A 24577-nucleotide genomic window follows, 5' to 3' on the forward strand; every position below is an offset into this window, starting at 1 on the left:
AAGCAACGCTGGCACAATGAAGCAGTCCCATTGGCTTGGGCTGCTGCTCAGTCTCGAAGGCAGTGTCGACCATCTGATCCTGAAGAACGGATATTTCGTCACTATGCACATGCTGAGCCGCAGCAGGCTCTGCACAATGTTCGGCCATCGGCATCACATGCGCAAATGCACTCGTCACAACGAGCTGCAATGCAACAAGAATGATGAAGACCCTACCGAGCACACAGTTTCCTTTCGTCCATCGAGGATAAACACTTCTCAGCGGTCAGTCGTCAAGTCTGAAGAAGCCCTCCAGTTGCTGGAAGCTCACGACTATGTGGGAAGTGGCGTGCTGATATCGCTATCCGCTATCTGCGCATCGCCGACATCCACTCTTGAAGATGTCGCAGGCGCAGCGAACGGCGGAAAGGTCCGCACACCGGCCTTTGGTGCCTCACGCAGCGAACGTCGGCTTTCGCCTCATGCGAGCTTTTTGCTAAAAGCTCGCATGAGGTGCATAGCTAAAAATCCAACAAAACATAGGTAAAGTGCAGCATCCGGCAACATGCCACTTCCGTCATGCAAGGTTTATGGGTATTATATCGCTATAACCTCGCAAGGATTTATCCGTGAAAGCTGCCGTTGAGACCACCTGGAACAAAGGCCGCGTCGTGGGTAAAAAACCACCGCTGACGCCCGACCAGGTATCCCTGATCCGGATGATCCTGCGCCAGGAAAAAGCCTTGCGTGATCTGGCACTGTTCAACACCGCCCTCGATACCAGTTTCCGAGGGTCTGACCTGGTGCGCCTGCGGGTTTCGGATGTGGCCACCCCGGCAGGGGTGCGCGAGATCGTCGAAATCCGGCAGAAGAAGACCGAGGCCCGCAATGCACGCCCGGTCCAGGCGCGGCTGTCCTCGGGCACGCGCGACAGTCTGCGCGCCTATCTCGCAGCTTCAGAAAAGCCGTTGCACGGCTGGCTGTTCACGGGGCAGGGGGCACGGTGGTCCCAGTCCCATCTCAGTGAAAGTCAGCTCTGGCGGCTGTTCCGGGTCTGGCTGGAGAAGGCCCGCCTCGATCCCAGCCTCTACGGCCTGCATTCGCTGCGCCGGACCTTCCCAACCCATATCTACCAGCAGACCGGCAACCTGCGCGCGGCCCAACTGCTGCTCGGCCATGCCAGTATTGAAAGTACCAAGGAATACATCGGTACCGAACAGGCCGAAGCACTCGAAATTGCGCGCAAGTATCACCTGTGACGGCCATGCAGACCTATCTTGAGAAACGCCAGCCTGCGCAGAAAATGGCCCGGTTCTACCGGATGGCGGTCATGCCGAACCTGTTCGGCGAATGGACGCTGTACCGCGAATGGGGCCGCATAGGGCAGGGCGGTCAGGTTCGGATGGATTGGTTCGAGGACGAGAACCAGGCCGTCGCAGCTCTGGTCACACTGGAAGCCTCCAAGCGTCAGCGAGGCTACTGGGTGGAGCCCCAGCAACTGGCGATGTTCAGGTGATAGCGTGACGGACTAGCACAAGCTTCTCGATCGGCTGAAAAGTATAGTAATTATACCATTTTCAACATATATTGCCCTTCATGAAGTTCGAGTATGATCCCGACAAAAGCGCCGCGAACCGTGAAAAGCACGGGATCGACTTTGATGAGGCCCAGGCCCTCTGGGATGATCCTTATCTGATCGAGGCCCCTGCCAACGTCACGGATGAGCCACGCTTTCTGGCGGTTGGCATGATCGGGGCCAGACACTGGACGGCTGTCTACACATACCGGAGCGACCGGGTGCGGATCATCTCCGTGCGCCGCGCTCGCAAGCAGGAGATTGACCACTATGAAGGCGACTGAATTCGACGAACGCTTCGACGCGGGCGAAGACATGTCCGCCCATGTCGATTGGACAAAGGCGCGCCGCCTCAATGTCGAGGCCAAGCGGGTGAACGTGGATTTCCCGACCTGGGTTGTCGCAGGTCTGGACAGGCAGGCCCAGAAGCTCGGCATCACCCGTCAGGCGCTGATCAAGATGTGGATCGCGGAGCGGCTAGAGTAAACTGATCGAGTTTAGTCGGTCCTGGACCAGCTACGCGAGTTGTCGTTCGAGCTTGAGTTTCCGAGCCTCCCAATCCGGCATGACGCGCCTCAAGAGGTCAAAGAAGGCGGGTCCATGATGGGGGTGCTCGATATGGCACAGCTCATGCGTGATCACATAGTCTATGGCCTCCGTCGAGGCCCTGATCAGAGCACGGTTGAGGACTAGATTCTTCCGGCCTGTCATCGAGCCCCAGCGATAGCTCAGCTCACGAATGATGAGGCCGTTTGGGACGACCTTCTCAGGGTCGGAAAAGTGTCCTCGACAGACATCCAGACGTTCGGCAAATTTGATCTGGGCCCGCTGCAGCATCCAGTCTCGAACAAGCTCACGGGTGTGGGCGGCTCGATTTGGCTTTGTGCTCCAAACCATCAGCTGACCGCGCTGCATCTTGACGGAGCTTTGTATGCCGGGGATCACCTTGAGTTTATACTGCCGCCCCAAGTACAGGTGGGTCTCGCCGCCGATATACCGGCGTTCTGGCGTTTTGGGCTGGAACTGAGCATAGTAGCGCAGCTGCTTGCATATCCACGGCGCGCGTTTGCGCACCTTCTCGATGATACGTTCAGAGCTCGCGTCCTCGGGCGCGACAACCTCGACCTGCTGGTCGGGCAAGACGCTTATGGACAGGGTTTTGCGAACCCGCCTCACGACAGAAAAACGGATCGTCTCGCTGCCGAAGCTAGCCTCAAGAACCTCGGGACTCATCCGGGGAACCTAGCCCGCGCGATATCCATGATCCGTAGCTCGATGTCGTCGAGAAGGTCGAGGGGAATGTCGATGCCCTTCTCGTCGCGCACGACATCGAAGAAATAGTCATCGATCGCGTTGCGCATGTTGTTCTGCGCCATCTCGTTCGACCAGACATCGACAATGTGGTGATCCTTGACGATCCCGATGATCGACTGCGCGACATCGGCTGTCACAGTATCCTCAACACCGCCGTTGATCTCCTTCAGGATCGGTTCAAGGACGCCGAAGACAGCCTGAGCGTCCGTGTCTCCCTTGATGCTTTCGGGCATGTCACGGCCATGGTCGCGACGCGCAACGCGAGCCGCCAAGTCCACGACTGTCTTGAGGTAATCCTTCTCCGAAATCCGTTTCTCGCGATAGTCGCGGATCGTCTCAGCGAGCATCTCGGAGAACTGCCTGTAGAAGGAGGGGTCTTGCTCCATCTTTTCCGTGATCGTGCGCTTGGTGGCGCTTGCAATGCGATCCGCCTTGGAGGCGGCAGTTTTGCCCTCTTCTTCGATCACAGCATTCAACGCATCAGGATCGTTGATATTCACCAAGTCAATGATCACCTCCGCAGGCTTCGCCGTGACATGATCATCGAGCAGTTTCTGAATCTTGGGCTCGAACTCTTTCACATCGACGGTTTCCTGATAGCGCAGCTGGACTGAGCGCTTCAGCTCGGAGAAGGCTTTCCAATCCTTCGTAAAGGTGGAAACCGCCGCCTCGTCAAACACGTCATAAAGCTTCTCTGAGGAAAGTGAGATGTGCAGGCAGCGGCCATAGTCCTTCAGCCGAGAATAGAAGTCTGCTCGCTTAGCGTCGTCAGCCAAGAGCTGCTCGAACTGTTCCATGTCCTTCTTGTTGCGAACCTCCTTGAAGACATCCCACAGCTGGTCATGCAACTGCGGCAGCCTGCGAATTTCCTCGCGAATGTCATGCAATGATCCTGCGACATCATCACCGTCGAAACCTTCGAAAGCGCTGTAGGTCGTAAGTGCTGCGTCGAGCTCTCCAAGAAGCCCCTCATAATCGACAATGAAGCCGAACTGCTTTTCCTTGTCGTCGTCCTCATAGAGGCGATTCACGCGGGCAATGGCTTGAAGAAGATTGTGCTCGCGCAACGGTTTGCAAACGTAGAGCACGGTGTTTCGTGGGGCGTCAAAGCCGGTCAGAAGCTTAGAAACGACAATTAGGATTTCGGGATCGCCTGAGCCCTTGAAGGCGTCGATGACCTGCCGGTTATACTCGTCCTCGGTTTTGTGCTTGGCCATCATCTTGTCCCAGAACTTGCGTACCAAGTCCTTGGATTCCTGATCGACTTCCTCGTTACCTTCCTTGTCGTCAGGGGCGGAGATGATGATCTCGCTCGTCACATGGCCTATCTCATCGAGAACCTCCTTGAAGCGCACGGCAGCGGCCTTTGAGGGTGCCACCAGTTGCGCCTTGAAACCCGTGCCCTGCCAATACTGGCGGTAGTGCTCTGAGATATCGAACGCCTTGGCGCGGATGGCTTGGCTCGTCTTTGACAAGGCATCCATTCGCGAGAATTTTCGTTTTAGATCGGCTTTCTGCTTCTCCGTCAGCCCCTCACTGATCTTGTCGAACCAGGTATCGACGACATCGCCACTCACCTGTTGCGCGACCAAGCGCCCTTCATAGAGCAAAGGGACGACCGCTTCGTCCTTCACCGCCTGATCAATCGTATATTTGTGGATCAACCCCCCGAACGTATCGAGGGTGTTCTTGTCCTTCTTCAGAAGCGGCGTGCCGGTGAAGCCGAGATAGCAGGCGTTCGGCAAGATACGCCGCATCTTCAAGGCGAACTTGCCGTGACCGCCATAGCGGCCTGTCTGACTCCGATGGCTTTCATCGACGAGAACGAAGATGTCGGCGCTATCATCCTTGAAGTCATCCGCCTTGATGGCGGTATCGAACTTGTTGATGATTGTCGTAACCAATGGTGCGCGGTTCCTGATCAGATCGATCAGGTTCGCCCCCGTAGCTGCCCGAACGGGTTCAAGATCGCAGGACTTGAACGTGCCCTTGATCTGTTTGTCGAGATCATCGCGATCTGTAACGATGAGGATACGTGGGTTCTTGACGTCCTTGTCGAGAGCAAGCGCACGCCCGAGCATCACCATCGTCAGGCTCTTCCCTGAGCCTTGCGTGTGCCAGATCACACCGCCTTTGCGACGACCCTCAAGATCGAAACCTTTCAAGCGGGCAAGAGCTATTCTGATACTGAAGAACTGCTGATGTCGGGCGATCTTGCGCACCCCTCCATCGAAGACCGTGAAACGGCGCACGAGGTCGAGGAGGCGCTCTGGCCGGCACATTGCGTAGATGGCGCGATCCTGCTCACTGATCGACCTTTCTCCTCCCGCTGCGAGCTCCTCGAAGAAGACGCGCGCGTCGGCCAGGTCGCCGGAGAAAACAGCGGCCTTTTCCTCTGCCGACAGGGGGCGATTGATCGCGGCGGAGATATCCGCGTCTTGATCTTCTTCGTCGCGCCAGATTTGCCAGAACTTGCGCGGCGTACCCACGGTGGCATAGCGGGCTTCCTGCCGCTTCATGCTCATCAAGAGCTGCGCGTAGTGGAAGAGTTGCGGGATGTTGTCTTCGTTTTGATACCCGATCAGCTGGCTGTCGGCTTTCTTGAGCGACTCCGTGGGGCGCTTGTTCTCGATCACGATGAACGGGATGCCGTTGACGAAACAGACGATGTCGCAGCGCCGTGTCGCGGTGCTTGCCGTCCGCTCAACACTCATTTCAGCCGTCACATGAAAGACGTTGTTTTCAGGCGTTTCCCAGTCGATGTACTTGAAGGAATAACTCTTGCTGTCGCCCTCAATGGCCTTGGAGATCGTCGTGCCCAGAACCAAGAGATCATAGATATCCTGGTTCGTGCCCTTCAGCCCCTTGAGCTTGTCAGGGGTGGGCTTGAGGCGGCGCAGCGCTTCGTGAGCGTCTTCCAGATCGAACGCATAGCTCTTGCCGCGATAGCTGTAGCTGTTGAGCTTCAGCATCTGCTCCACAACGATGTCGTCGAGGATCACGTTGCGGGGTTTCCCCCGCAGCTGATCGACCTGTCCCTGTGACAAGGGCTGGAAGCCAAGCGCCACCAGCGTCTGGATCGCAGGTATCTGGGATTGGTACTTTTCGGCGGGGTTGAAACCTTGAGGTGCAGGGTGCTGATTCATGCTGCCTCCTCAATCACATCGTCGATGCCTTCGTCGCCATCATCTCCATTACCATCGTCAGCATCAGACGCAGGCTTCTCAATAAGCTCGATAGCCACAGGAATACCGAACTGTGCGAGGCGCTCGACAGCAGCCTGGAAACTCACCTTGCTGAAAAAAGGTAAACCAAGAGTCCCGTCTGCATACGGCGGTCTCATGATACCATAGACAACTCGGTAGTCTTCTCGAACCACTTTGTCGGTGCTCTTGGGCAGGTGAACCTCGAAGCCTGCCTTGACAGACTTTACCTTGGCGCGAAGCTTCTTCCTGAATTCTTTGTCAGAGATAAAGGCATCCGCACTGACAACTCCTTGGGACCAGAGATGACTGATCGGTCCTGAAGAGTTTCCGTCTTTCAAGTGGATGAAATCCTTCTTGTCCGAAAAGAAGTCGCAAGGTTCGATATTTGCATATCGCACGTTTTGCGGGTTGATCTTAGTACGATCCAGCTTGACCAGGTCGTCGCGACTGGCCTCAAGGTGGTCAATCAGTTCTTCCTCGTTGCGGCAGGTTGTCTTGCCAACAATGGTAACCCGCTCAATCGCGTTGAAGGCGGCTTCGATACGGTTCTTGAACGATTTTTCGACTTTGTACCAATCACCGGCGAAGAGGACATAGTAGTCTTGGCTCGCACCTGTGCCGAGTGTTGTTTCATAAACAAAGCAATCATATACACGCCACTTCTCAGAAAACTCGCCTTCGTCATCAGCCTTCGCCTTGACGCGGTGCTTCTCTTTGATTTCGGAGATTCCGCCTTTGAAGGCGCAGCGCTTCAACTCTGCGATATAGTCCTTGATAGAAAGGCTGTGAAAATTTGTGCCGTGGCTCCCAAAACCGTTGTAATGTAGCAGAGCCCCCTCAGTGTAATTTACGATTTCTGGGGGCGTCATGTGTAGATCGCTGGCCTTGCCCGCCTTTAAGTCCTTGATCGCCTTTTCGATACTCGCGTCGAGCTTCTCGATTGTATCCTTTTCCTCGACTCTTCGCATGTTATCGACCCATGCGAACTCTTTTTGATAGGTCGTTTTGGTGTACTCCGAGATGATCTCAGCGCACTTCTCATGGAACTTGTCCGGTTCCACTCGGCACGTGATCGACAGGCTGTCCTTACCGGCAACGAAGCTGGCAAAGGCAGGTTTGCGCGGCGTGCCACCCGCGACCCGGGCGAGATCGCGAAGCATATCAACACCAAAAGCCTGGACATCGCTGTCTTTGCTCGCCTGCACACGTTTCTGAAACGTGACGGCATCTGGTGTTGCCAGATCAATGGATCGAAGCTTGTCTCTCGGTACGCTGTTGAGCGTGACCCGCAAGCCGAACTGACGCTCGAAAGCGTGATCGTTCAATGCGATATGGGCATGACCAAAACACACGGCGGCAATGCGATCCCCGACGGGTAAAAAGACAACCGCGCCTGCACCGCCTGTGAAGATGCCTTCGGGCAAATCGGGGCTGACTTGCTGCAACAGATCACGCCAGCCAGGCGGATTAGAGTAAATCTGTCCGATGAACAGCCGCGCTCCTTCGCCCGCACCCCACGGCCGTTCTTCAAGTGCTCGATCAGCGTCTGGTGCAAATGTCTCGGTGAAGGCGTCTTCGGGCGTACGTCCTTTCCGTAGGAGCCGGACGTTGAGTGTGCGCATTTTTGTTTTCTCAGTCATGCCGCTGCCTCTTCATCGTCCGAGACCTCGACACGCCATTCGCCCGTCAAGAGCTTCTGCATTAGGCCGCGCTTTTGCCGGGTCACAGCCTTGATCTCATCATCGAGGAGGCTGATCTCGGCCTGCGCGGCGTTGAGTCCTTTCGCGATGGCTTGCTGCCGTTCGATTGTTGGGACCGGCACCAAGATCGAGCCAAGATCGCCGAAGCTGACTGTCTCCCGAACGCTGCCTTGCGCTGCCAGAGCGATCCTTTGACGGGCCTCAGCAGAACGAAGCCAGTGCCCGAAGAAATCCGCGTCCAGTCCGCCTTGTACTTGGAACACGACATACATCGGGCTGAGCGCACCTTCGTCCCAGGCATCGAGACGCGCGATGGAGCCGACATTGATGCGCGATGGGTTGTAGGCATACTGACCCCGGCGGACGATCTTGTAATTCGACAGGCTGGCAGAAGCGACACGGTGCGCAAATTGTTCCTCGGCGAGCACGAAGCCTGCCGAGTTGGTCACACTGAGCACACGCTGTACTTGCTCGTCTCGGTTGCGCGTGGATTTCTCCTTCAGAAATCCGCGCAAGTGCAAGCGCTCAACTTGCTCGTCATGGATGAGCTTCGCGGCCAGTCCATCCAGCTGCCGCGCCTTCGCCGCCCGCAGGGCGTTGAGCTTTTCGAGGGCCTCGTCCCAGGTCCGCAGGATCGCCGCGATCTTGCGTTGTTCTGGCAAGCTCACATCGGGGATTGGTAGCTTCCGCAGCTCTTCGATGGAGAGCTCACGAAAGGTGCTGCCATTGGCGTTTCGCGCAATCAATTTCTGTAGAACTGGGCCTTGAAGAACGTAGCGCACAAACTCCGTGTCGGACTTCTTGCCGACACGGATGCGGGCTATCCCCCTAGCGATGTTCGCACCGTCAAGCTCGTTTGGTGCCAAAGACGATTGACCAATATTGCCCCGCAGCGAAAATAGAATATCGCCGGTTTCAATTTTGGACCGCCGGTATTTTGCAGCAATTTCGGGCGACGTCCGTTGCATCGAACTTACATCAATGATGCCGCCGACATCCCTGCTTTGAACGAAGGGAACCCCTCCTGTGGTGTCAGGACCGGGTTGCACAATTCCGTATACGATAGGAGCGCCCGTGTCGGCGACCTTCGCAAGTGGCGTTGTTGATACGCCGGATACTTGACCGTCACGCATCAATCCCGAGCTCCTTCAGATAGCCCGACATCTTCGCACGCACGTCTGCGAGCTCACCTTCGATCCGCACGATGTCTGCCTGCACGGCGGCAACGTCGATCTCTTCCTCGGGCTCGAAGGTGTCCACGTAGCGCGGGATATTGAGGTTGTAGCCGTTCTCGGCGATCTCGTCGGTGCTGGCGAGGTGGGAATACTTCTCGACCTCGGCGCGGGCGCTGTAGGTGTCGAGCACCCGCTTGATGTGGGTGTCTTCGTCCATCACGTTCTGGGCTTTGCCAGGCGTGAACTCCTTGCTGGCATCGATGAAGAGCACGTCCTTGCGATCTGCGTTCGTGCCCCCTTCCTCTCGGGAGCGGTCGAAGACCAGAATGGCGACGGGGATGCCCGTGGTGGTAAAGAGGTTGGCAGGCAAGCCGACCACGGCGTCCAGAAGGTTCTCCTCGATCAGCTGCTGGCGGATTTTGCCCTCCGCCCCGCCCCGGAACAGCACACCATGCGGGACGATCACTGCCACACGGCCTGACTGGCGCTTGGCGATCTCGATCATGTGCGTGATGAAGGCATAATCACCCTTGGACTTGGGTGGAATGCCCCGCCAGTAACGGTGATACTGGTCTGTGTCCGCATCATCCGCACCCCACTTGTCGAGCGAGAACGGCGGGTTGGCGAGGACGACATCGAATTTCTGAAGGTGGTCGCCCTCGATCAGCGCGGGGCTGTTCAGAGTGTCGCACCATTCGATGCGCGCGGCGTCCTTGGCGTGCAGGAACATGTTCATCCGTGCCAGTGCCCATGTCGCACCATTCACCTCCTGCCCGTAGAGGGCGAAGTTGTTCGAGCCGACCATTTCAGACGCCTTGATCAGCAGCGAGCCCGAGCCACAGGCGGGGTCACAGATCGTGTCGCCTTCCTTTGGCGCGGCGAGTTTCGCCAGCAAGCCGGAGACGGGGGCTGGGGTAAAAAACTCGCCTGCCTTCTTGCCCGCGTCCGAGGCAAAGCGAGAAATCAGGTAGATGTAGGTTTCCCCGATGATGTCTTCCTTCACCCGCGACGGGCGCAGGTCGAGAGCAGGCTTGTTGAAGTCTTCGAGGAGGTTCTTCAGGCGACGGTTGCGGTCCTTGGTCCGGCCAAGGTTCGATTCCGAGTTGAAGTCGATATTGCGGAACACACCTTCGAGCTTGGAGCGGTTCTTGTCCTCGATGTCTTCGAGGGCAATGTTGATCAGCTCGCCGATATTCGGCTCGTTACGCTGCTCGTAGAGGTCGTAGAAGCTTGCGCCTTCAGGCAGGTAGAAGCGCTCGCGCTCCATGCGGCGACGGATGCGGATATCATCGTCACCATACTGCTTGCGGTAGGTCTCGAAGTGGTCGTTCCAGTTGTCCGTGATGTACTTCAGGAACAACATCACCAAGATGTAGTCCTTGTATTGCGCGGGATCGACCGCGCCCCGGAAGGTGTCGCAGGCAGCCCATGCTGCGTTGTTCACTTCCGCCTGTGTCAGTTTATCGTTCATTTTCAAATCCTTTTGCGTCTCATTGTGGGGCGGGCACATGTCCCGCCCCAAGTTTTTTCTCAAATCAATCCACAGGGCGGGTTGAACTCTGCACGCAGCTGGCGCTCGATCAGCATCCGATTGTGAGCATCGGCATAGATCGCGGCGACAGACAGCTGCCCGCACCAACACGGCGCGCGGTCATGGTTCGACACCCGTTCCCGAATGTTCTGCGACTCTCCGACATCGACCACGTTCCAGGTGGACGCCGTGCTGTGCCGTCCAAGGATCACGTAAACGCCGGAGCGCGCCTGCAAGTTGTTTTCATTGCCGAAAGGGCCTTCGGCGTGGTAGCTTCCAATGTTGATGGACATGTTCACCTCATGAGTTTGTCCGTTGCGATTTGCCCGAGCTTTTCGAGGAGCGGTGGGCACCGTTATGCTCAGCTTCATTGCCGTGAAGCTGAGCGTTTCGCACCTGTTGAAGCAGAGCGAATCTTGTGAATTTTCTTTTCGTATCAGCCAGTTCGTGCAGAAGGCGCGTTTCTGTCGCGGACAGGGCATCGAGCTCTGTGATCATCCGCTGCACGGCCAGACTCGGTATGTGCAGCGGTAGCGTTTCAAGACACTCCTTCGGGATCATCCGAAGCTTCGTCCCGCGCGCACCCAAGTCTAAGTGCCGTTGCGCTTCATGCTGATTGATCGACCACGCGACGTATTCTGGGAGGAGATCGTCTCCACTCGGGCGGATCACCATCACTGGCAGCAACGCGACCGCTGCTTCACCCGCACCTCCTATGGCAATGCTGGCTGTGTTGTTGTCTCCGCGAGAGCGGAACAGGACATCGCCATGCTCAACCAGGTAACGGTCGAGCTTGCCATCCAAGGCATATTTCCCTGCCACGCTTAGACTGACCCGCTCACCGTGCAGGTCACGCAGCTGGATAGCAGGAACGCCCTTTTCGGCGTCCTCTGTGAGGGCGGTTCTGGCGGCATAGCCCGCTCGAATTTCGCACGCTTCGCCCAAGGTGATATTTTTTATGCTGTAGATCATGCTCATACAAATATGACATCAAGGCGTTGATGTCAAGAAATTTGTGCGTAGGCACACCTACTGCAATTTTTGGCGTCGCAGACCACACTGAAACTGCTTAGCTCATCACCCTACATTCCCAAACGGCCCTCCGGGCATCCCATGCCCGTCCGCGCGAAGCGCCGGGCCTGTCGGCGGGTGACCTTCAGGTTGCCCGCCGACAGGTCACCCTAAAACCGCCTACGCCCACGATCACCCACACAACACAAAAAGGCCCCCACCTGCTGACGGGGGCCTCGATCCTCTCGGCGGTGCGGGCTGTTACTCGGCGGCCATCCGTTCGGCTTGCGCGGTACGGTCCATGATGTAGTCCACGGCCTTCTGCGCCTCGGACGCGGCCCGGAATATCGCACGGCTGTCTTCCTTCATCGCCTCAAGCCACCCTTCAACATAGGCGGCGCTCTGGTCGAATTCCGGCTCCACCCCGATCTGCGCGCAAAGCATGCAGTTTCCGATTTCCGCGACCAGCTCCTCGAACGCATAGGCCTTGCGATCATTGAACCGGCCCAAACGGTCCAGCCGCTTTGTCGCCCCTGTCCAGTGGGTCAACTCATGCGCCAAGGTGCCGTAATATCCTGCGGCCTTGTGAAACGTGCCAATCGGCGGCATGTGAATCCGGTCTGTCTTGATTTTGTAATAGGCGCGCGGCTCCTCGGTGCTGTCGATCTGCGCACCGGTTGCGGCAAAGAACGCCTCCAGCTCGGGGTCGACCACGGTGCCAAGATCACGGGGCGGATCAGGCAGGATGTAGAATTCGGCGGGCAAGCCCTCGATTTGGTCGGCATTAAACACGCGGTAGGCCTTGGCATAGGGAATCTGGCGTTCCTCGCCGTTCTCGTCCTCGCGCTCGACGGTGCCGTATTTCACGACGGTAGCGGATTTCTCGCCCTTGCGGACATGGCCCCCCAGTTGCTTGGCCTGATTGAACGTCATCCAGCGGGCTGAACTGTAGTCCTTGGCCATCGCCGTGGCCCAAAGCATCAGGATGTTAATGCCCCGATAGGCTTCGCCGTTGAACCGTTCCGGCAAGCTAACCGATGCCCCGCTGCCGGTCCAAGGCTTGCGCCAGGGCGGCGTTCCCGTCTCGATCTGCGCGATGATCTGATTGGTGACATGGGTGTAAACGTCAAACTTTTCTGCGGTCATTTGTGACCCTCCTTTGAGTGACGCGGTCCGGGTCTGCTACCCTTTCCGCCAATGGGCGGGCCTTCCTGTTCTGATCTTTGGAATGCCCATGCATTCCGAAGGGCAGAGCAGGTAAGGGCAAAGCCCGTCCTGCGGCCTGGCGGGGCCGTGACAACTGGGTGGAGGGCGTGAATTTGGGAGGGAACCGCGCGGCTCGTCCGCGTGGGAGGAACCGGAATTCTCGACCGGAACCGACGCCACAGGCGGCGCTTGCCGGTTTTCTCGGACCTGACAGGATGGCAGGCGGATCACCAGGATTTGAAAACTGTCAGGGTTGGGGTAAGCGGGCGTCAGCCCGTCGATCCCCAGCCTTGTCTATCGCTCAAAGCGATACCGGCGCACTGCCGGGATCACTGAACTCTATCGAGCCATATCTAACTCGATAATATACGATTGATGCCTTCGTTAGATTCAGGCACAAGACGACCATCATTGTTTCTGTTGGTATGCGCGATGAACCAGACGATTGACCTCGAACTAAACGTCACCACCGAACAAGGCCTTCGGGGACTTGCTGAGGAGGGACACACGGTCGAAGTGCTGTGCAAAGCCGATCCTGAACGCAAGGGACCAAGCTGGTACGGCCTGTGGATCATGCGGACGGTTGGGAGTGATGGGCAGGAGAAAATCCTTGTCACTGCCAGAACGCGCGTGACGCAGAATGCGATCAGGGTGCGCGAATTCAAGACGGCAACCGGCGTGATTTCATTCCTTGTTGGTGTCGGGTTCTCTCAGGCAAGCATTCCCATGAAGAATGGGGAAACGACCTCTCATCGCCTCGTTAGTGACTGAGACCTGGATCACGGTCGATGTCCCTATCCTTCTCGACCTCTTGATCCTTCTCCTGGTCGCGTTCGTCCTCAATTTCTAGCCTTTCACGCGACTTGTTCAGCACGTCCTTCAGCCGCTCGTTGACGGACGGCTTGCGGGTCTCGCGCCCTGTGTCCTCACCCATGTCAAACTCGCTGTGACCGCCCAGCTTGTGAACCGCCGCCTGGCCGTCACGCCCGGCGTCCTTCTCCATGATCTCTTTCAGCCGCTCGCGCGCGTAATTGCGACCTTCCGGCTTTTGCGTGTCGTCCTGGTCCCGTGACCGGCCCACGACCTGCGACAACCGCTCGCGGATATCGTCCGATGTGCGTCCGTCGCGGTCTTTCGCGGTCGCGGCCCTGAGCGCCGCCAGACCGGCGGAAACACGGCCCTGCCCCGCCTCGCGCTCAATGCCGTAGGTCTCCCGCGCGATATCCAGCCGCTCACGCATTTCGCGGAAGGCGGCACGAGCCTGGCGGGCGGCATGGACCACGGCCCCGCGCTCGGTGACCGGGACGTATTCCCGGCCCTGACGCTCGGCCACAGCTTTCGCGCGCCGCTCCATGGAATTGGCCGCTGGCCCCAGCTTCAGCTCCGGGTCGCGGTCCAGCTCCTCGGCAGACAGCTTGTCACCGCGATCCAGCGCCGTCTCGCGCTGCTTCTCAAGCGACCGGTGATCGACGCGCTCGACTTCCCCGACACGCTCCAGCGCGCGGTTCTGCAACTCGGCCCAGAGGCCGCGCATCTGCTCGATCTCGACGCCGCCGGTCTTCGCGGAGTCGAGCACGCGGGTTTTGGTGGTGAAGCCCCCGGCTTCCAGCTTGCGGGTGGAGGTCAGGACGTGGGCGTGGTGGTTGCGCTGATCGCCTTCGCGGTGGGGCGCATGGATCGCCACATCGACGGCCACGCCATAGCGGCTGACTAGTTCCTCAGCGAACTGGCGGGTGATCTGCGACCGGTCCTCGGCGCTGATCTCGGAGGGCAGGGCCAGCTCCCACTCGCGGGCGGTGACAGAGTTGCGGCGGGTCTCGCTGGCCTCGGCCTCGTTCCAGAGGCGGGATCGGTCCTGCGCCCAATCCGGGGCGTCTTTCGGGGTCAGGATGAAGGTCTCCTCGATGCCCTGCTTGCGGGTGTAATCGTGGACGCGGCCTTCGCGCTGGCACTCGATGCGCTCCCCGACACGGTAGGCTGCCGCCGCCGTGGCAGAGCGCCCGGCGCTGCGTTTGATCGTCTTCACGGAGAGGTGGTAGCTGGCCATGCGCCCTCCCCTCGCCCGTGATACAGATGACGACAAAGCGCGCCGCTGCTGACCCCGGCCCATGCCCGAACATGGACCACCGGGTCAGCCGTCTTTTCCCAGATGTACTGCGCCCCGCCCCGGCGCAGTGCGATAGGAAAAGACAGCCCGCTCAAAGCGAGCCAACGGCTCTCCGAGGCGCGGACTTGCCAGTGATCTGCCCCCAGATCCCCAGCCTCATGGAGGGCGGGATATGGGGGCAGATCACTGGCGGTTTGCCGGGAGCAAACCCGGTTCGTGTCGGCACCGTTAGGTCCGACGACACGAACCTCCCGCAAGGGAGACGCCAGCGGCAGACCGGCCCCCTCCGTGGGGCATCGGGCGAGACGCTGGCGCGACATTGCGGGACGCGATCCAACCGCCAAGGTTGGACTGGGATGGTTTGGAAGGGGCGGCGCGCCCTTCCATGTCGCGGCGGCACGCAGCGAAGGGGATGGCCATCGGCCGGGGCTTTGCCCCAGAGAGATCGCACGCAAAGCTCGGAACCGCAGGTGGAGAGTTTGCATAAGTGCGCCCTTGTCCTTTACAGGCCTACGGGTAAGCGCTATCGGTTGATCTGGCAAGAACAACTTCAACCACAAGAATGTTTGGTGGCGAGGGTAGAGATTTGGCAGAAACAGAACTTGAGCGCGCCGAGAAACGATATGCCCAGGCTAAGGCCCGGCTCCAAGCGCTGAAGAACAGGGAAAGTACCAGACAGCGCAAACTCGACACGCGGCGCAAGGTGATCCTGGGCGGTGCGCTCCTCGATCTGGCGGAACGCGATTCCGGGGCTGCCGCGATGCTCGACCGGCTGATCCGCAACCTGCCCCGCGAACAGGATCGCAAGGCCTTCGCCGACTGGGACACGCCCTCCCCTGCTCCGTCCAGCTCTGATCCGGAAACGCCGTCCTGATGCGGGGCGTGATGTTCGTCTTCGGAGGGCTGTTTCGGTTCTTCAGTCGATTGATCTTCACGCCCATCCTGTTGGGCTGGATGATCGGCGCTGTCCTGTTCGGCGCGATGATCGGGGCGCTCGTGGCCACGCCCTTTGTCTTCGCCTTCTTCGACCAGCCGCCCGGCGAAAGCGCATGGCAGTGGCTGGTCTTCGGTCCCCTGATGTTTGTGGGCGCTGTCTTCGGGTTCCAGTATTGGCGCATGGCCTCCGGCGCGGACGCCTTCTTCGGGCTGACCGGCGACAGCCACGGCTCCGCCCGCTTCGCCAACCGCAAGGAGTTGAAGAAGCTCCAGCGGGAAGACGGCCTACTGATCGGGCGCAATCCGCACACCGGGCGATTGTTGCGCTATGACGGTCCCGCCCATCTGATCACCCTCGCCCCGACACGGGCCGGGAAAGGCGTGGGCACCGTGATCCCCAACCTGCTGGCGGCGGAACGCTCGGTCCTGGTCATCGACCCCAAGGGCGAGAATGCCCGGATCGCCGGGGAAGCCCGGCGTCGGTTCGGAACGGTCCATGTCCTCGATCCGTTTGAAGTCAGCGGCCATCCCTCTGCCGCCTACAACCCGCTCGACCGCCTGACACCGGACAGCCTCGATCTGGGCGAGGATGCCGCCTCCCTGACAGAGGCGCTGGTGATGGACCCGCCGGGACAGGTCACGGAAGCGCACTGGAACGAGGAGGCCAAGGCCATCCTCGGCGGTCTGATCATGTTCTGCGTCTGCCATGAGGACCGCGACCGCCGGACCCTCGCCACCGTCCGGGAATATCTCACCCTGCCCCCGGAAAAGCTGCGCGCGCTGCTGGAGCTGATGCAGGACAGCGATGCGGCGGGCGGGCTGATTGCCCGCGCCGCCAACCGCTTCCTCGGCAAGGCGGATCGCGAAGCCGCCTCGGTGCTGTCGAACGCGCAGCGCCACACGCATTTCCTGGACAGCCCGCGTATTGCCAGGGTTCTTTCGCAGTCGGATTTCCACTTCTCCGATCTGCGCCACCGGATCGCTTCAGTGTTTCTGGTGCTGCCACCGAACCGGATGGACGCCTACAGCCGCTGGCTGCGCCTTCTGGTCTCTCAGGCCCTCCAAGACATCGCACGGGACGCAGAAGCGTCCGTGAGGCCCCAGAGCGACCCTGCAGGCGCTCAGGGGGGCATACAGCGCCTTAAGACGCCCACGCTGTTCCTCTTGGACGAGTTTGCCGCCCTGGGCCGTCTGGAGGCCGTGGAGCGCGCCATGGGGCTGATGGCGGGCTATGGGCTACAGCTTTGGCCGATCCTGCAGGACATGAGCCAGCTCAAGGACCTCTACGGCGAACGCGCGGGCACCTTCATTGCCAATGCCGGGGTGCAGCAGGTCTTCGGAGTGAATGACTTCGAGACGGCCAAGTGGCTGAGCCAGATGATGGGCCAGGAAACTGCCGGGTTCCAGACCGACAGCTTCAAGCCGGGTGACGGCCCCAGCTTCAGCAACAACCTCACAGGCCGCGATCTTCTGACCCCAGATGAAATCATGCAGCTCCGCCCGGAAAACCAGCTTCTGCGCGTGCAGGGGCAAGCCACCGCCGTCGCGCAGAAGCTGCGCTACTACGCCGATCCCGAGTTCAAGGGGCTGTTCGTCCCGCAGGACCAGTAATCCGAAGGACGCCTCCCGATGCCAGACCAACCCTACCTCCCTGCCCTCTCCGACGATGATCTGCGCGAAACGCTCGATCTCATGGCCACAGCCGTCGCCAGCATGTCCGTGCGGCGCGACAATCAGGCTGAGGTCTCACCCAGATTGTCGCGCTATACATGTCCGACAGGATCGACGATCTGACCGCCGTGGCGGACAAGCAGATCAAGGTTGCAACAGAAGCGCGGATCGCGGCCTTCGCCGCACGGGACCAGACCAACCCGAAAAAATATGGGGATCTTCTGGGCCAGACCCTCGACAGCCACCTGGGCGCAACCGCAGACGCAATGACAGAGATTGTTAGACGCCTTGGCGTCCAGACGGACAAGACCATCGGGGCCTTGGCCAAATCGGAAGATGACAGGTCCACAGCCTATCGAGCGGTGTTCGAACGGGAACAGAAAGCGGATCGCCTCAAAAGCCGCCTGCCCTGGTTTGGTCTGGGTGCATTGGTTGTAGCCTTGGTGCTGACGGTAACGCTTCCTCGTTTCTTAGACAGCAACGCGTCCACATGCGCTGTCCTCGGGGCTTCCTGGACCACGACAACCACGGGTTTTGATGCCTGCGTCTTCTATCGACGGTGAGCAGCTAGAACCGTCAGTTGGTCGGGTTCTGTGTGAAATTGCGTGGTGCTCCATGCTCTCTAGATGTGTTCGTCCATACTACTTAGCTTGGAACTTGCATGTGAAATGTGGAGTAATTTTGTAGTGTTAAATATGTGTTATATAATGTGTTACGCTGTGGATAAGTGTTCTTAGGCCTATGAATTCATTAGGCTTTTAGAAGTGGCCTGTGTGTAGAGTCACGATAAAGCGTGTGTAAAGACACGAAGGAACGTGTGTAAAGACACGAAAGCTCTGTGCCTGTGTGTGAAATCACGAAAGGGCTTGACCGTGTGTGTGAAATCACGAAACATAGGCCATGGTGTGTGAAATCACGAAAGACGGCGACCGCTCTCCCTTGCTGCCAGATCGGCAGGAACAAGGCGACTTTTTTGTATGCGATATCTTTGATGCCGCACCCAAGGGAGACATGGCTTCGATGGCGCATCCGATTTTCTCGCTTTCTACAAAACCAGATCACCGAGTGCGGCGATACGAAGATGGGACGGGGCGAAACTATCTCGAAGTGAAACCTTCGTCCGATGGTCTGGCAACGATCCATGATCGCGATGTGCTGATCTACTGCATCAGTCAAATTATGGCAGCTATCAACAAAGGCCAGAAGGTTTCAAAAATCGTGCGCCTGAAGGCGTTCGACCTTCTGAAAGCAACGAACCGGCCATCCGATGGGCGTGGATATAGCGGCCTTCGAAGCGCCCTCGCCCGGCTGCAAGGGACACAGATTGAGACGAACATTGTGACCGGCGATGTCGAGCAATTGGATATTTTTAGCATCATCGACCGCGCTCGTATCGTACGTGAAACCCGTGATGGTCGGATGCAGGAAATCGAAGTGCAACTCTCTGATTGGGTGTTCAACGCGATCCAAGCGCATGAAGTTTTGACCCTCCACCGGAACTATTTCCGGCTGCGTAAGCCATTAGAGCGGCGCATCTATGAGATCGCCCGCAAGCATTGTGGCTCGAAGAAAGAGTGGAAAATCAGTCTTTCTGCTTTACAAGACAAGTGCGGATCGGCTTCGACCTCTCGCGAGTTTAAGCGGCTGGTCGGCAACATTGTCGCTCAAGATGAGGCGTATAATCACATGCCGGACTATTCAGTCCGGTTAGACGAAAACATGGTTGTATTTGTAAACCGTCACGCGGAAAAGTCGCAAGCTCTCGCGGCTCCATCCGGGGCGATCCGCTTGAGCCCTGACGTTTATCAGGAAGCTCGTAAGGTTGCGCCGGGATGGGATATCTACACGCTAGAGCAAGAATGGCGCGAATGGATGGCCGACGGTGGTCTCGATGCTCCGGCCAACCCGGACAGGGCATTCTTAGGGTTCTGCCGGAAAATCTTTGAGAAACGCGGCAACCCTTAGCCGCTTTTACCCTTCTGTTCTTCAAGCAAAAACTCCAGGCCCTGCCAAAGGGTAAGATCGCGCGTTGAACAAAAAGTCCGGAAATCATCCACCACGCGCTTCGGGCCAGGTATCGAAACTTTGTCCTGCGGCTCTTTGCGTTTGGGGCCAGGTTTAAGGCGCGTCGTTGGTTCCCTGTTGACGAAGCCAAGATCGGCACCGGCCCTGACGGCCTCGCTTAATGAGCTGCCATCGACCTTTGGCCGAGGCTTGGGTGCTGGTGTTGTCTTGGGCAGGTCGATCCCGCCTGAGAAGCCGTATTTCCCGCTCATGCCACTTGCTCCTTGGTAAGGGTTGCAATGACGGTTTGTGCGTAATCGCGGGCATTCTCGATGGCTCCGGTCACTTGCTTCATGGCCTTGTCGGATACAGACGCGGTTTTGCCCTGCATTTCTTGCGTCACAATGTCAGGCAGCTCTGACAAGAGCACACCGTCCCGGAAGATGCGGGTGTAAGGCGCGCGTTTGGCGATCCGAACGGGTAGCGTCGGGATGTTGTTGAGCTCCATTTCTTGCCGCACGTCGCGCTCATCCGTGGTCTGGAACGCGGCATTGGTGCGAGTGAACAAGAGGGCGTAGTTGATTTGCGCGCGGATCATGTTTGCTGTGGTTTGTACCAAGCGAACCGCTTGCGCGGCTTGCCGGGCTTCCATAGGTGAGCCATCGAGCGGGATGATGCACAAATCTGTCCGCGATAGCGCGAAAGTGACGATCTGATCCTTCGACCCTTCAAGGTCGATAATGAGATAGTCAGCCTCGTCGGATAGGCTGTCGATGAGCTCGACCGTCTCTTCGGCCTGCGGTCGCGCATGAACTGTGAAAGGAACGTCTCTACCCTCGGCTTCGCGCGTCTGGGCCCATGCAAGGATGTTGGCGTTTGGGTCCAGATCGAGAATCGCAACGCGACCGCCGGAAATAGCGATCTGTTCAGCCAAGAGCATGGCGGACGTAGTTTTCCCCGAGCCGCCTTTCGGGTTTGCGAAGGTGATTACATACATGGTGGTAGATTGCCCGTACTTAACTCTAACGTCAACTATGTCGTTAACATTAACTATAGAGTTAACTTTAATGATATAGTTACAGTTAAATTTGAGAGTGTTTTAAGACATTCGACCTCGTCACATCTAGGTCGTTCAACCCTAAGGGTTTTCAGTAATGAAACCGCAGCTGTGCAATCTCTAGGCTTTGGCCGTCGCCAGTTCCACTAACCCGGTAGACCATTCGATCTTCCTGAGAAATCCGCCGTGACCACCAGCCGGTCAGATCCCCCTTCAAAGGTTCCGGCTTGCCGGTTCCTTTGAAGGGGGTCCGCTTGCATTGCTTGATCAGCTCGTTGATCCGGTCACGTACCTTGTCGTTGGTGCTGACCCAGTACTGATAGTCTTCCCAAGCCTGATCGGAAAAAACCAGCTTCACTCGGTAAGCTCACGCTCTTCGCCAGTTCCAGTATCGAGTTGCGCGATTGACGCGCGCAAGCGGGATGCGTTTTTCGGTGTGGACAAGAGGTGCAACGTCTCGTTGACGGCGTTCCAAGTGTCCAATGACACGACCACAACGGACTCGCCCTTCTTGCGCGTCACGACAACTTCTTGCTTGTCGTGGATCGCTCGATCCATGACGCCCTTCAGTTGAGCTCGTGCGTCTGAGTAGGTCATAACATCCATGTCAACTCTCCTTTGCTTCTCTCTATATGTACAAAATTACGTACAAGTAAAGAGGCCGCATGTACAAAATTACGTACAAGTAAAGAGGCCGCGCGAAGCAAAGGGGCACATTGACGCGAAGCTTGGCTGCTTGGCTTGGGCAGGGGCGGCAATCATAGGCTTCCGATCGACGGATTCATCGCGCCAAGTGCTTTTCAAGTGCGGCGTTGATCGTCTTGCACAGGCGCTCAAATTGCCGCTCACTCCCTGTTGGCAGTACAGACGACGGATTAGTCGCCATCTTTTGTAGAAAAAGCCTTGTCGGTCGAGTTTTGTGGAAGCTGATGGACAGTGCGTCGAACGCCGCCTCAAAGCGGCGGGCTATGCGGGGAATGTGGGTATTTAATTCTAGTGCCTTGCCCTTTAATTCTTTCGCGTAGGCTTCGCGCACAAGCGCTTCGTAAACTGCCGGGTCCAAAATATCTTCAATGTCAGCTTCGGGGGGCGGCACCTCGAATGCTTCGCTGGCGAAGACGACATTATCTGATCGGATAAGCTTGCCTTTGACCAAATCGTCGCGAGTTGCCTTTGCGTCCTTTTCATCATCGAACAGGACAAGCACTTTCAGTTGCTCCGATGTTAGCAGCGCGACCATGTAATGAACTTTTTGCGCGCCCCCCGCGGGCGTGATGGTAAGACGTTCGTCAAGACCGACTTTGCCTTGGTCGTTAAGGTGCGCCGATACAGCCGATAATATCCAAAAGTCCGTGACTCCCTCGACGACCAAGTTGTTCGGGCCGATGAACAGGCTTTGGGCTAGATCATAACCTAGTGCAGCCTGCAATGGGAACAGGGTTCGGGCATCGCCTGTAGGGTCGTTCGATACGGTCGTGCCAGCTTCTTCGGCAATATTTACAGTACGGACCCAATCCAATTGATGCGTTGGTACCATGAACGGCGAATGCGTCGTATAGACAATTTGATTGGCAAAATCTTCTTCAAGGTGACGAAGTAAATCGCCCTGCGAACGAGCATGAAGATATAGCCCCGGTTCGTCTAAAAGCAGAATTGCGCCTTCGGCTTCACCATCTTCCGTATCCGCCGCGAACACAACGTAGAACGCGAAGAACCATTGAAAGCCACGGCTTCTTTCATCAAGATTAACTTCAACGTCATACGTGCTGTTCGGGTCGGAAATCAGCGTATCAAAGTGTTCGGCGTCAAGGTTAAATCGGACCTTTAATTCTCGGTCCTTCCAACGCTTCCGGATGGCAGCCGTTACAACGGAACCGGCGCGGTTGGCTAACTGCCCACGGGTTTCTTGATCCTTTTGCTGAAGAAGGGTTTGTAATTGGTCGGGGCTTAATCCAGCGACCTTGCACAACTTCTCAAAATTTATGTCCGCTGGGGTGGGCGTTCCTGCGCTTTTACGCTGAAGGAACTGTGCGATATCTTGCTGCCCCTTAATTTCTGGGTAGTCTTCCAGGAACATAAATTTCGGTAGGCGTTCTATAATCCAGCCTCGCGCCTTTGCGTGGGCCGCCTCGTTTCCGGGGATTTCCTCGGCCATTTCCTCCAATGCAACGACTTTTTGGTCCTGAGCCTCGGTGAGTTCGGTATCAGCCGTCGCTAGTGCTTGTCGAAGTGCGGCAAGGGCTGGTGTCGCCGATGTCGCCCACTTTGCAGCGGTTAAACCTACACCGATAGCAGCGACAAATGCGTTTGAGGCACGTTCCAATTCAGCCTTGGCATCATCTGCTAGTTTTGATGCTTTCGCCTTTACTGCGGCGTCAATTTTCCGCGCATCGGCCTTGATGGTTGCGAGGTCGAACGAATATTCCGGCGCGTCGATACCGACGTAACGCTTGTCTCCGTAGCGGCGTCCAACAGTGACCTCGGTCACGCCATGGGCAGTTGGCCAAATCTCGGCAAGGTGTTTCTGTTCGTAGGCAGTCAACTGCCAAGTTGAGTCAAGGACGGGTGTATTGTCGTTACATTCCGAGAGTTTGCGATGGCGTGGAAAGTCTTTGATTGGGAAAAGTGCCTTGAAGCCATCCGCCGGATTTAGACTGTGCAGCGCACGAAGAATATTGGATTTCCCACTTTCGTTTCGTCCAAGCAGCGCGGTTATACGCGACACGTCGATTTCACCGCTGTCATTGATTGATCGAAAGTTCCTCACGCGAAACGATTTAAGCTCCATTCGTCACTCCCCTTTTGATGTTACGATATGCTGTTAGATGGTTGGTCTCAATCTCGTTCCATAACTTCCATCAGATCACTCCATGTTGCTGATGGGAAGATTATCCTAGGCACAATCATGAGCGTCCACGAGCGCAACCCGAACCACCTTCTTCTCTGTGGCCCTTCATGCGAGCTTTTGGTTAAAAGCTCGCATGAGGGTGAGAGCGGACGTTCATGGAGAGCGCAGCGAAATCCCGGTTCGAGCCCAAACTACCCGTGACCATGCCGAAGCTTCGCTGCGGCTGCATACGTCCGCTCCGCGACATGCTTGCCCGCGTTGCATGGCACCGAATTCCGACACTAAGGTGGGATTGTGGCTATCGGCTGCGCAAGCGATTGAGGCTGAGCGCACCAGAGTTAGCGCAGTTTTGGGATTGACAATGCCACCGTCCGAACCCATTTTTGATGCTGCAATCGAGGGTCTTTATGCGCCTAATCGCCGTTATCGTCCTGACCAGCCTCATGATGCTGGCTGCCTTTCCGCAAATGTCTGCGGCAGGGTCTGCGATGTATGACTGTGCGGCCTGCCCAGAAACGACGATCCATATAGATCAGGAGAACCCGGCGAACCAGCTCCAAGCTGACGTGTCTTGCGCAGACATGGCGATCTGCGCATCCTATGCCCTTCTCGATACCAGTCAGCCTTTCCGTGACACTGATCTGCCACGCCTCCGTCATGCGTGGCCGGAGCCACGAAGTGGCACGACAATCAGTCTGTCGCTGGACCTCCCACCTCCTCGCGCCTGAGCCAGCTCCAGTTGAGTCTGGGTCGATTTCGATCGACCCATCATCAGAGCGCGCGGCCCGCAAAGCCGTGCAGGCCAGGATACTATCATGAACAAACTCACCCTCGCCGGGGCCGCGATTATCGTCGTGGCGCTTGGTGCTTATGCAGTCACTCGCTCCTCCGAGCAAACCGCCCCCGTTCAGGAAACCACGGCGCCAGCGGAGGGCGCGGCCATGGTGGCCGTCACTCTTCCCGATACGTTGTCGCCCGAGGGGACGATTGGGAAGCGCGCGTTCGATGCGGTCTGCGCTGATTGCCATGGTGACAATGCCGCCGGGAAAATGGGGATCGCCCCGCCGCTGATCCACAAGATCTACGAGCCGTCGCATCATGGCGACATGGCCTTCCAGATGGCGGCTGCGAACGGCGTACGCGCACACCATTGGAAATTCGGCGACATGCCGCCGCAGCCCGGGGTGACCCGCGCGGATGTGACGTCGATCATCGCCTACATCCGCGAAGTACAGCGCGCCAATGGGATCAACTAA

General features: G+C 57.7%; 26 protein-coding genes. 12 read left to right on the top strand and 14 right to left on the bottom strand.

The window, feature by feature from the left end; all coding sequences use genetic code 11:
* From BFP70_RS20905 to brnA, 5 genes are all read left to right on the top strand, one after another.
* Window positions 1-526: hypothetical protein (locus BFP70_RS20905; RefSeq protein WP_218059639.1), on the top strand; the 526-nt coding region annotated here is incomplete at its 5' end.
* Between the two features lie 82 nt (window positions 527-608).
* Window positions 609-1238: a tyrosine-type recombinase/integrase gene (locus BFP70_RS00380; RefSeq protein ID WP_066009067.1), complete on the top strand. Its 630-nt coding sequence runs from the start codon at window positions 609-611 to the stop codon at window positions 1236-1238.
* A gap of 5 nt (window positions 1239-1243) precedes the next feature.
* On the top strand, window positions 1244-1495 hold the full coding sequence (locus BFP70_RS00385) for a WGR domain-containing protein (protein ID WP_066009070.1): 252 nt from the start codon (window positions 1244-1246) through the stop codon (window positions 1493-1495).
* An 80-nt stretch (window positions 1496-1575) separates the two neighbouring features.
* Complete coding sequence (locus BFP70_RS00390; RefSeq protein WP_037931641.1) at window positions 1576-1839, top strand: BrnT family toxin; 264 nt, start codon at window positions 1576-1578, stop codon at window positions 1837-1839.
* A complete protein-coding gene (brnA, locus tag BFP70_RS00395; RefSeq protein WP_066009074.1) occupies window positions 1826-2041 on the top strand; it encodes a type II toxin-antitoxin system BrnA family antitoxin in 216 nt (71 codons plus the stop codon). Before BFP70_RS00390 ends, brnA begins: the two co-directional genes overlap by 14 nt.
* Before the next feature lie 30 nt (window positions 2042-2071).
* Here brnA and BFP70_RS00400 read toward each other — a convergent pair whose 3' ends face one another.
* The 8 genes from BFP70_RS00400 to BFP70_RS00435 form a co-directional block, all read right to left on the bottom strand.
* A complete protein-coding gene (locus BFP70_RS00400) occupies window positions 2072-2788 on the bottom strand; it encodes a M48 family metallopeptidase (protein ID WP_066009078.1) in 717 nt (238 codons plus the stop codon).
* Window positions 2785-6015: a type I restriction endonuclease subunit R gene (locus BFP70_RS00405; protein ID WP_066009080.1), complete on the bottom strand. Its 3231-nt coding sequence runs from the start codon at window positions 6013-6015 to the stop codon at window positions 2785-2787. The genes BFP70_RS00400 and BFP70_RS00405 overlap by 4 nt, the downstream gene beginning before the upstream one ends.
* A complete protein-coding gene (locus BFP70_RS00410; protein WP_083217262.1) occupies window positions 6012-7715 on the bottom strand; it encodes a TIGR04141 family sporadically distributed protein in 1704 nt (567 codons plus the stop codon). Before BFP70_RS00410 ends, BFP70_RS00405 begins: the two co-directional genes overlap by 4 nt.
* A complete protein-coding gene (locus BFP70_RS00415) occupies window positions 7712-8908 on the bottom strand; it encodes a restriction endonuclease subunit S (protein WP_083217263.1) in 1197 nt (398 codons plus the stop codon). The genes BFP70_RS00410 and BFP70_RS00415 overlap by 4 nt, the downstream gene beginning before the upstream one ends.
* Complete coding sequence (locus tag BFP70_RS00420) at window positions 8901-10421, bottom strand: type I restriction-modification system subunit M (RefSeq protein WP_066009082.1); 1521 nt, start codon at window positions 10419-10421, stop codon at window positions 8901-8903. Before BFP70_RS00420 ends, BFP70_RS00415 begins: the two co-directional genes overlap by 8 nt.
* 59 nt (window positions 10422-10480) lie before the next feature.
* Window positions 10481-10774 (bottom strand): hypothetical protein, encoded by a 294-nt coding sequence (locus BFP70_RS00425; RefSeq protein WP_066009083.1) that lies wholly within the window; start codon window positions 10772-10774, stop codon window positions 10481-10483.
* 7 nt (window positions 10775-10781) lie between these two features.
* Complete coding sequence (locus BFP70_RS00430) at window positions 10782-11459, bottom strand: restriction endonuclease subunit S (protein WP_141693046.1); 678 nt, start codon at window positions 11457-11459, stop codon at window positions 10782-10784.
* A 294-nt stretch (window positions 11460-11753) separates the two neighbouring features.
* A complete protein-coding gene (locus tag BFP70_RS00435; RefSeq protein ID WP_066009085.1) occupies window positions 11754-12638 on the bottom strand; it encodes an ArdC family protein in 885 nt (294 codons plus the stop codon).
* A 492-nt stretch (window positions 12639-13130) separates the two neighbouring features.
* Here BFP70_RS00435 and BFP70_RS00440 point away from each other — a divergent pair, with 492 nt between their 5' ends.
* Complete coding sequence (locus BFP70_RS00440) at window positions 13131-13469, top strand: hypothetical protein (protein WP_066009087.1); 339 nt, start codon at window positions 13131-13133, stop codon at window positions 13467-13469.
* Here the strand turns inward: BFP70_RS00440 and mobQ are convergent.
* On the bottom strand, window positions 13459-14745 hold the full coding sequence (gene mobQ / locus BFP70_RS00445; RefSeq protein WP_066009088.1) for a MobQ family relaxase: 1287 nt from the start codon (window positions 14743-14745) through the stop codon (window positions 13459-13461). The genes BFP70_RS00440 and mobQ overlap by 11 nt on opposite strands.
* A 646-nt stretch (window positions 14746-15391) precedes the next feature.
* Here mobQ and BFP70_RS00450 point away from each other — a divergent pair.
* The 5 genes from BFP70_RS00450 (at window position 15392) to BFP70_RS00465 (ending at window position 19377) form a co-directional block, all read left to right on the top strand.
* Window positions 15392-15679, top strand: coding sequence for a mobilization protein (locus BFP70_RS00450; RefSeq protein WP_083217266.1), 288 nt, complete (start codon window positions 15392-15394; stop codon window positions 15677-15679).
* Window positions 15679-17352, top strand: a complete 1674-nt coding sequence (locus BFP70_RS00455; protein ID WP_066009091.1) for a type IV secretory system conjugative DNA transfer family protein — start codon at window positions 15679-15681, stop codon at window positions 17350-17352. Before BFP70_RS00450 ends, BFP70_RS00455 begins: the two co-directional genes overlap by 1 nt.
* Window positions 17353-17370: 18 nt before the next feature.
* The gene (locus BFP70_RS21285; protein WP_255356540.1) at window positions 17371-17535 is read left to right on the top strand and encodes a hypothetical protein; all 165 of its coding nucleotides are present in this window, start codon (window positions 17371-17373) and stop codon (window positions 17533-17535) included.
* Between the two features lie 5 nt (window positions 17536-17540).
* Entirely contained in the window at window positions 17541-17975 is a 435-nt protein-coding gene (locus BFP70_RS00460; protein WP_255356541.1) for a hypothetical protein, read from the top strand.
* Window positions 17976-18312: 337 nt separating this feature from the next.
* Window positions 18313-19377 (top strand): replication initiator protein A, encoded by a 1065-nt coding sequence (locus BFP70_RS00465; RefSeq protein WP_066009095.1) that lies wholly within the window; start codon window positions 18313-18315, stop codon window positions 19375-19377.
* On the opposite strand, the gene BFP70_RS00470 is transcribed toward BFP70_RS00465, so the two are convergent.
* From BFP70_RS00470 to BFP70_RS00490, 5 genes are all read right to left on the bottom strand, one after another.
* The gene (locus BFP70_RS00470) at window positions 19374-19688 is read right to left on the bottom strand and encodes a hypothetical protein (RefSeq protein ID WP_066009096.1); all 315 of its coding nucleotides are present in this window, start codon (window positions 19686-19688) and stop codon (window positions 19374-19376) included. The two genes, BFP70_RS00465 and BFP70_RS00470, sit on opposite strands and share 4 nt — an antisense overlap.
* Entirely contained in the window at window positions 19685-20413 is a 729-nt protein-coding gene (locus BFP70_RS00475; protein ID WP_066009097.1) for a ParA family protein, read from the bottom strand. The genes BFP70_RS00470 and BFP70_RS00475 overlap by 4 nt, the downstream gene beginning before the upstream one ends.
* Window positions 20414-20564: 151 nt before the next feature.
* Window positions 20565-20831: a Txe/YoeB family addiction module toxin gene (locus BFP70_RS00480; RefSeq protein ID WP_037931654.1), complete on the bottom strand. Its 267-nt coding sequence runs from the start codon at window positions 20829-20831 to the stop codon at window positions 20565-20567.
* Window positions 20828-21079 carry a type II toxin-antitoxin system Phd/YefM family antitoxin gene (locus BFP70_RS00485; protein ID WP_066009099.1) on the bottom strand — a complete coding sequence of 84 codons (252 nt, stop codon included), beginning with the start codon at window positions 21077-21079 and terminating at the stop codon, window positions 20828-20830. Before BFP70_RS00485 ends, BFP70_RS00480 begins: the two co-directional genes overlap by 4 nt.
* 175 nt (window positions 21080-21254) lie before the next feature.
* Complete coding sequence (locus tag BFP70_RS00490) at window positions 21255-23261, bottom strand: AAA family ATPase (RefSeq protein WP_066009101.1); 2007 nt, start codon at window positions 23259-23261, stop codon at window positions 21255-21257.
* An 875-nt stretch (window positions 23262-24136) separates the two neighbouring features.
* Between BFP70_RS00490 and BFP70_RS00500 the strand changes: the two genes are divergently transcribed.
* Window positions 24137-24577 carry a cytochrome c gene (locus BFP70_RS00500; protein ID WP_066009104.1) on the top strand — a complete coding sequence of 147 codons (441 nt, stop codon included), beginning with the start codon at window positions 24137-24139 and terminating at the stop codon, window positions 24575-24577.

The sequence above is a fragment of the Thioclava sp. SK-1 genome (assembly GCF_001705665.1).
In the GTDB taxonomy this organism is placed as follows: domain Bacteria; phylum Pseudomonadota; class Alphaproteobacteria; order Rhodobacterales; family Rhodobacteraceae; genus Thioclava.

Excerpts from the sequence above, each read along its gene's own strand:
- BFP70_RS00470 (WP_066009096.1), bottom strand. The coding sequence starts at position 19,688 with ATGAGCGGGAAATACGGCTTCTCAGGCGGGATCGACCTGCCCAAGACA.
- BFP70_RS00485 (WP_066009099.1), bottom strand. The coding sequence starts at position 21,079 with ATGGATGTTATGACCTACTCAGACGCACGAGCTCAACTGAAGGGCGTC.
- BFP70_RS00455 (WP_066009091.1), top strand. The coding sequence starts at position 15,679 with ATGCGGGGCGTGATGTTCGTCTTCGGAGGGCTGTTTCGGTTCTTCAGT.
- BFP70_RS00390 (WP_037931641.1), top strand. The coding sequence starts at position 1,576 with ATGAAGTTCGAGTATGATCCCGACAAAAGCGCCGCGAACCGTGAAAAG.
- BFP70_RS00430 (WP_141693046.1), bottom strand. The coding sequence starts at position 11,459 with ATGAGCATGATCTACAGCATAAAAAATATCACCTTGGGCGAAGCGTGC.
- BFP70_RS00425 (WP_066009083.1), bottom strand. The coding sequence starts at position 10,774 with ATGTCCATCAACATTGGAAGCTACCACGCCGAAGGCCCTTTCGGCAAT.
- BFP70_RS00410 (WP_083217262.1), bottom strand. The coding sequence starts at position 7,715 with ATGACTGAGAAAACAAAAATGCGCACACTCAACGTCCGGCTCCTACGG.
- BFP70_RS00400 (WP_066009078.1), bottom strand. The coding sequence starts at position 2,788 with ATGAGTCCCGAGGTTCTTGAGGCTAGCTTCGGCAGCGAGACGATCCGT.
- BFP70_RS21285 (WP_255356540.1), top strand. The coding sequence starts at position 17,371 with ATGCCAGACCAACCCTACCTCCCTGCCCTCTCCGACGATGATCTGCGC.
- BFP70_RS00385 (WP_066009070.1), top strand. The coding sequence starts at position 1,244 with ATGCAGACCTATCTTGAGAAACGCCAGCCTGCGCAGAAAATGGCCCGG.
- BFP70_RS00475 (WP_066009097.1), bottom strand. The coding sequence starts at position 20,413 with ATGTATGTAATCACCTTCGCAAACCCGAAAGGCGGCTCGGGGAAAACT.
- BFP70_RS00420 (WP_066009082.1), bottom strand. The coding sequence starts at position 10,421 with ATGAACGATAAACTGACACAGGCGGAAGTGAACAACGCAGCATGGGCT.
- BFP70_RS00465 (WP_066009095.1), top strand. The coding sequence starts at position 18,313 with ATGGTGTGTGAAATCACGAAAGACGGCGACCGCTCTCCCTTGCTGCCA.
- brnA (WP_066009074.1), top strand. The coding sequence starts at position 1,826 with ATGAAGGCGACTGAATTCGACGAACGCTTCGACGCGGGCGAAGACATG.
- BFP70_RS00405 (WP_066009080.1), bottom strand. The coding sequence starts at position 6,015 with ATGAATCAGCACCCTGCACCTCAAGGTTTCAACCCCGCCGAAAAGTAC.
- BFP70_RS00435 (WP_066009085.1), bottom strand. The coding sequence starts at position 12,638 with ATGACCGCAGAAAAGTTTGACGTTTACACCCATGTCACCAATCAGATC.
- BFP70_RS00490 (WP_066009101.1), bottom strand. The coding sequence starts at position 23,261 with ATGGAGCTTAAATCGTTTCGCGTGAGGAACTTTCGATCAATCAATGAC.
- BFP70_RS00500 (WP_066009104.1), top strand. The coding sequence starts at position 24,137 with ATGAACAAACTCACCCTCGCCGGGGCCGCGATTATCGTCGTGGCGCTT.
- mobQ (WP_066009088.1), bottom strand. The coding sequence starts at position 14,745 with ATGGCCAGCTACCACCTCTCCGTGAAGACGATCAAACGCAGCGCCGGG.
- BFP70_RS00415 (WP_083217263.1), bottom strand. The coding sequence starts at position 8,908 with ATGCGTGACGGTCAAGTATCCGGCGTATCAACAACGCCACTTGCGAAG.
- BFP70_RS00440 (WP_066009087.1), top strand. The coding sequence starts at position 13,131 with ATGAACCAGACGATTGACCTCGAACTAAACGTCACCACCGAACAAGGC.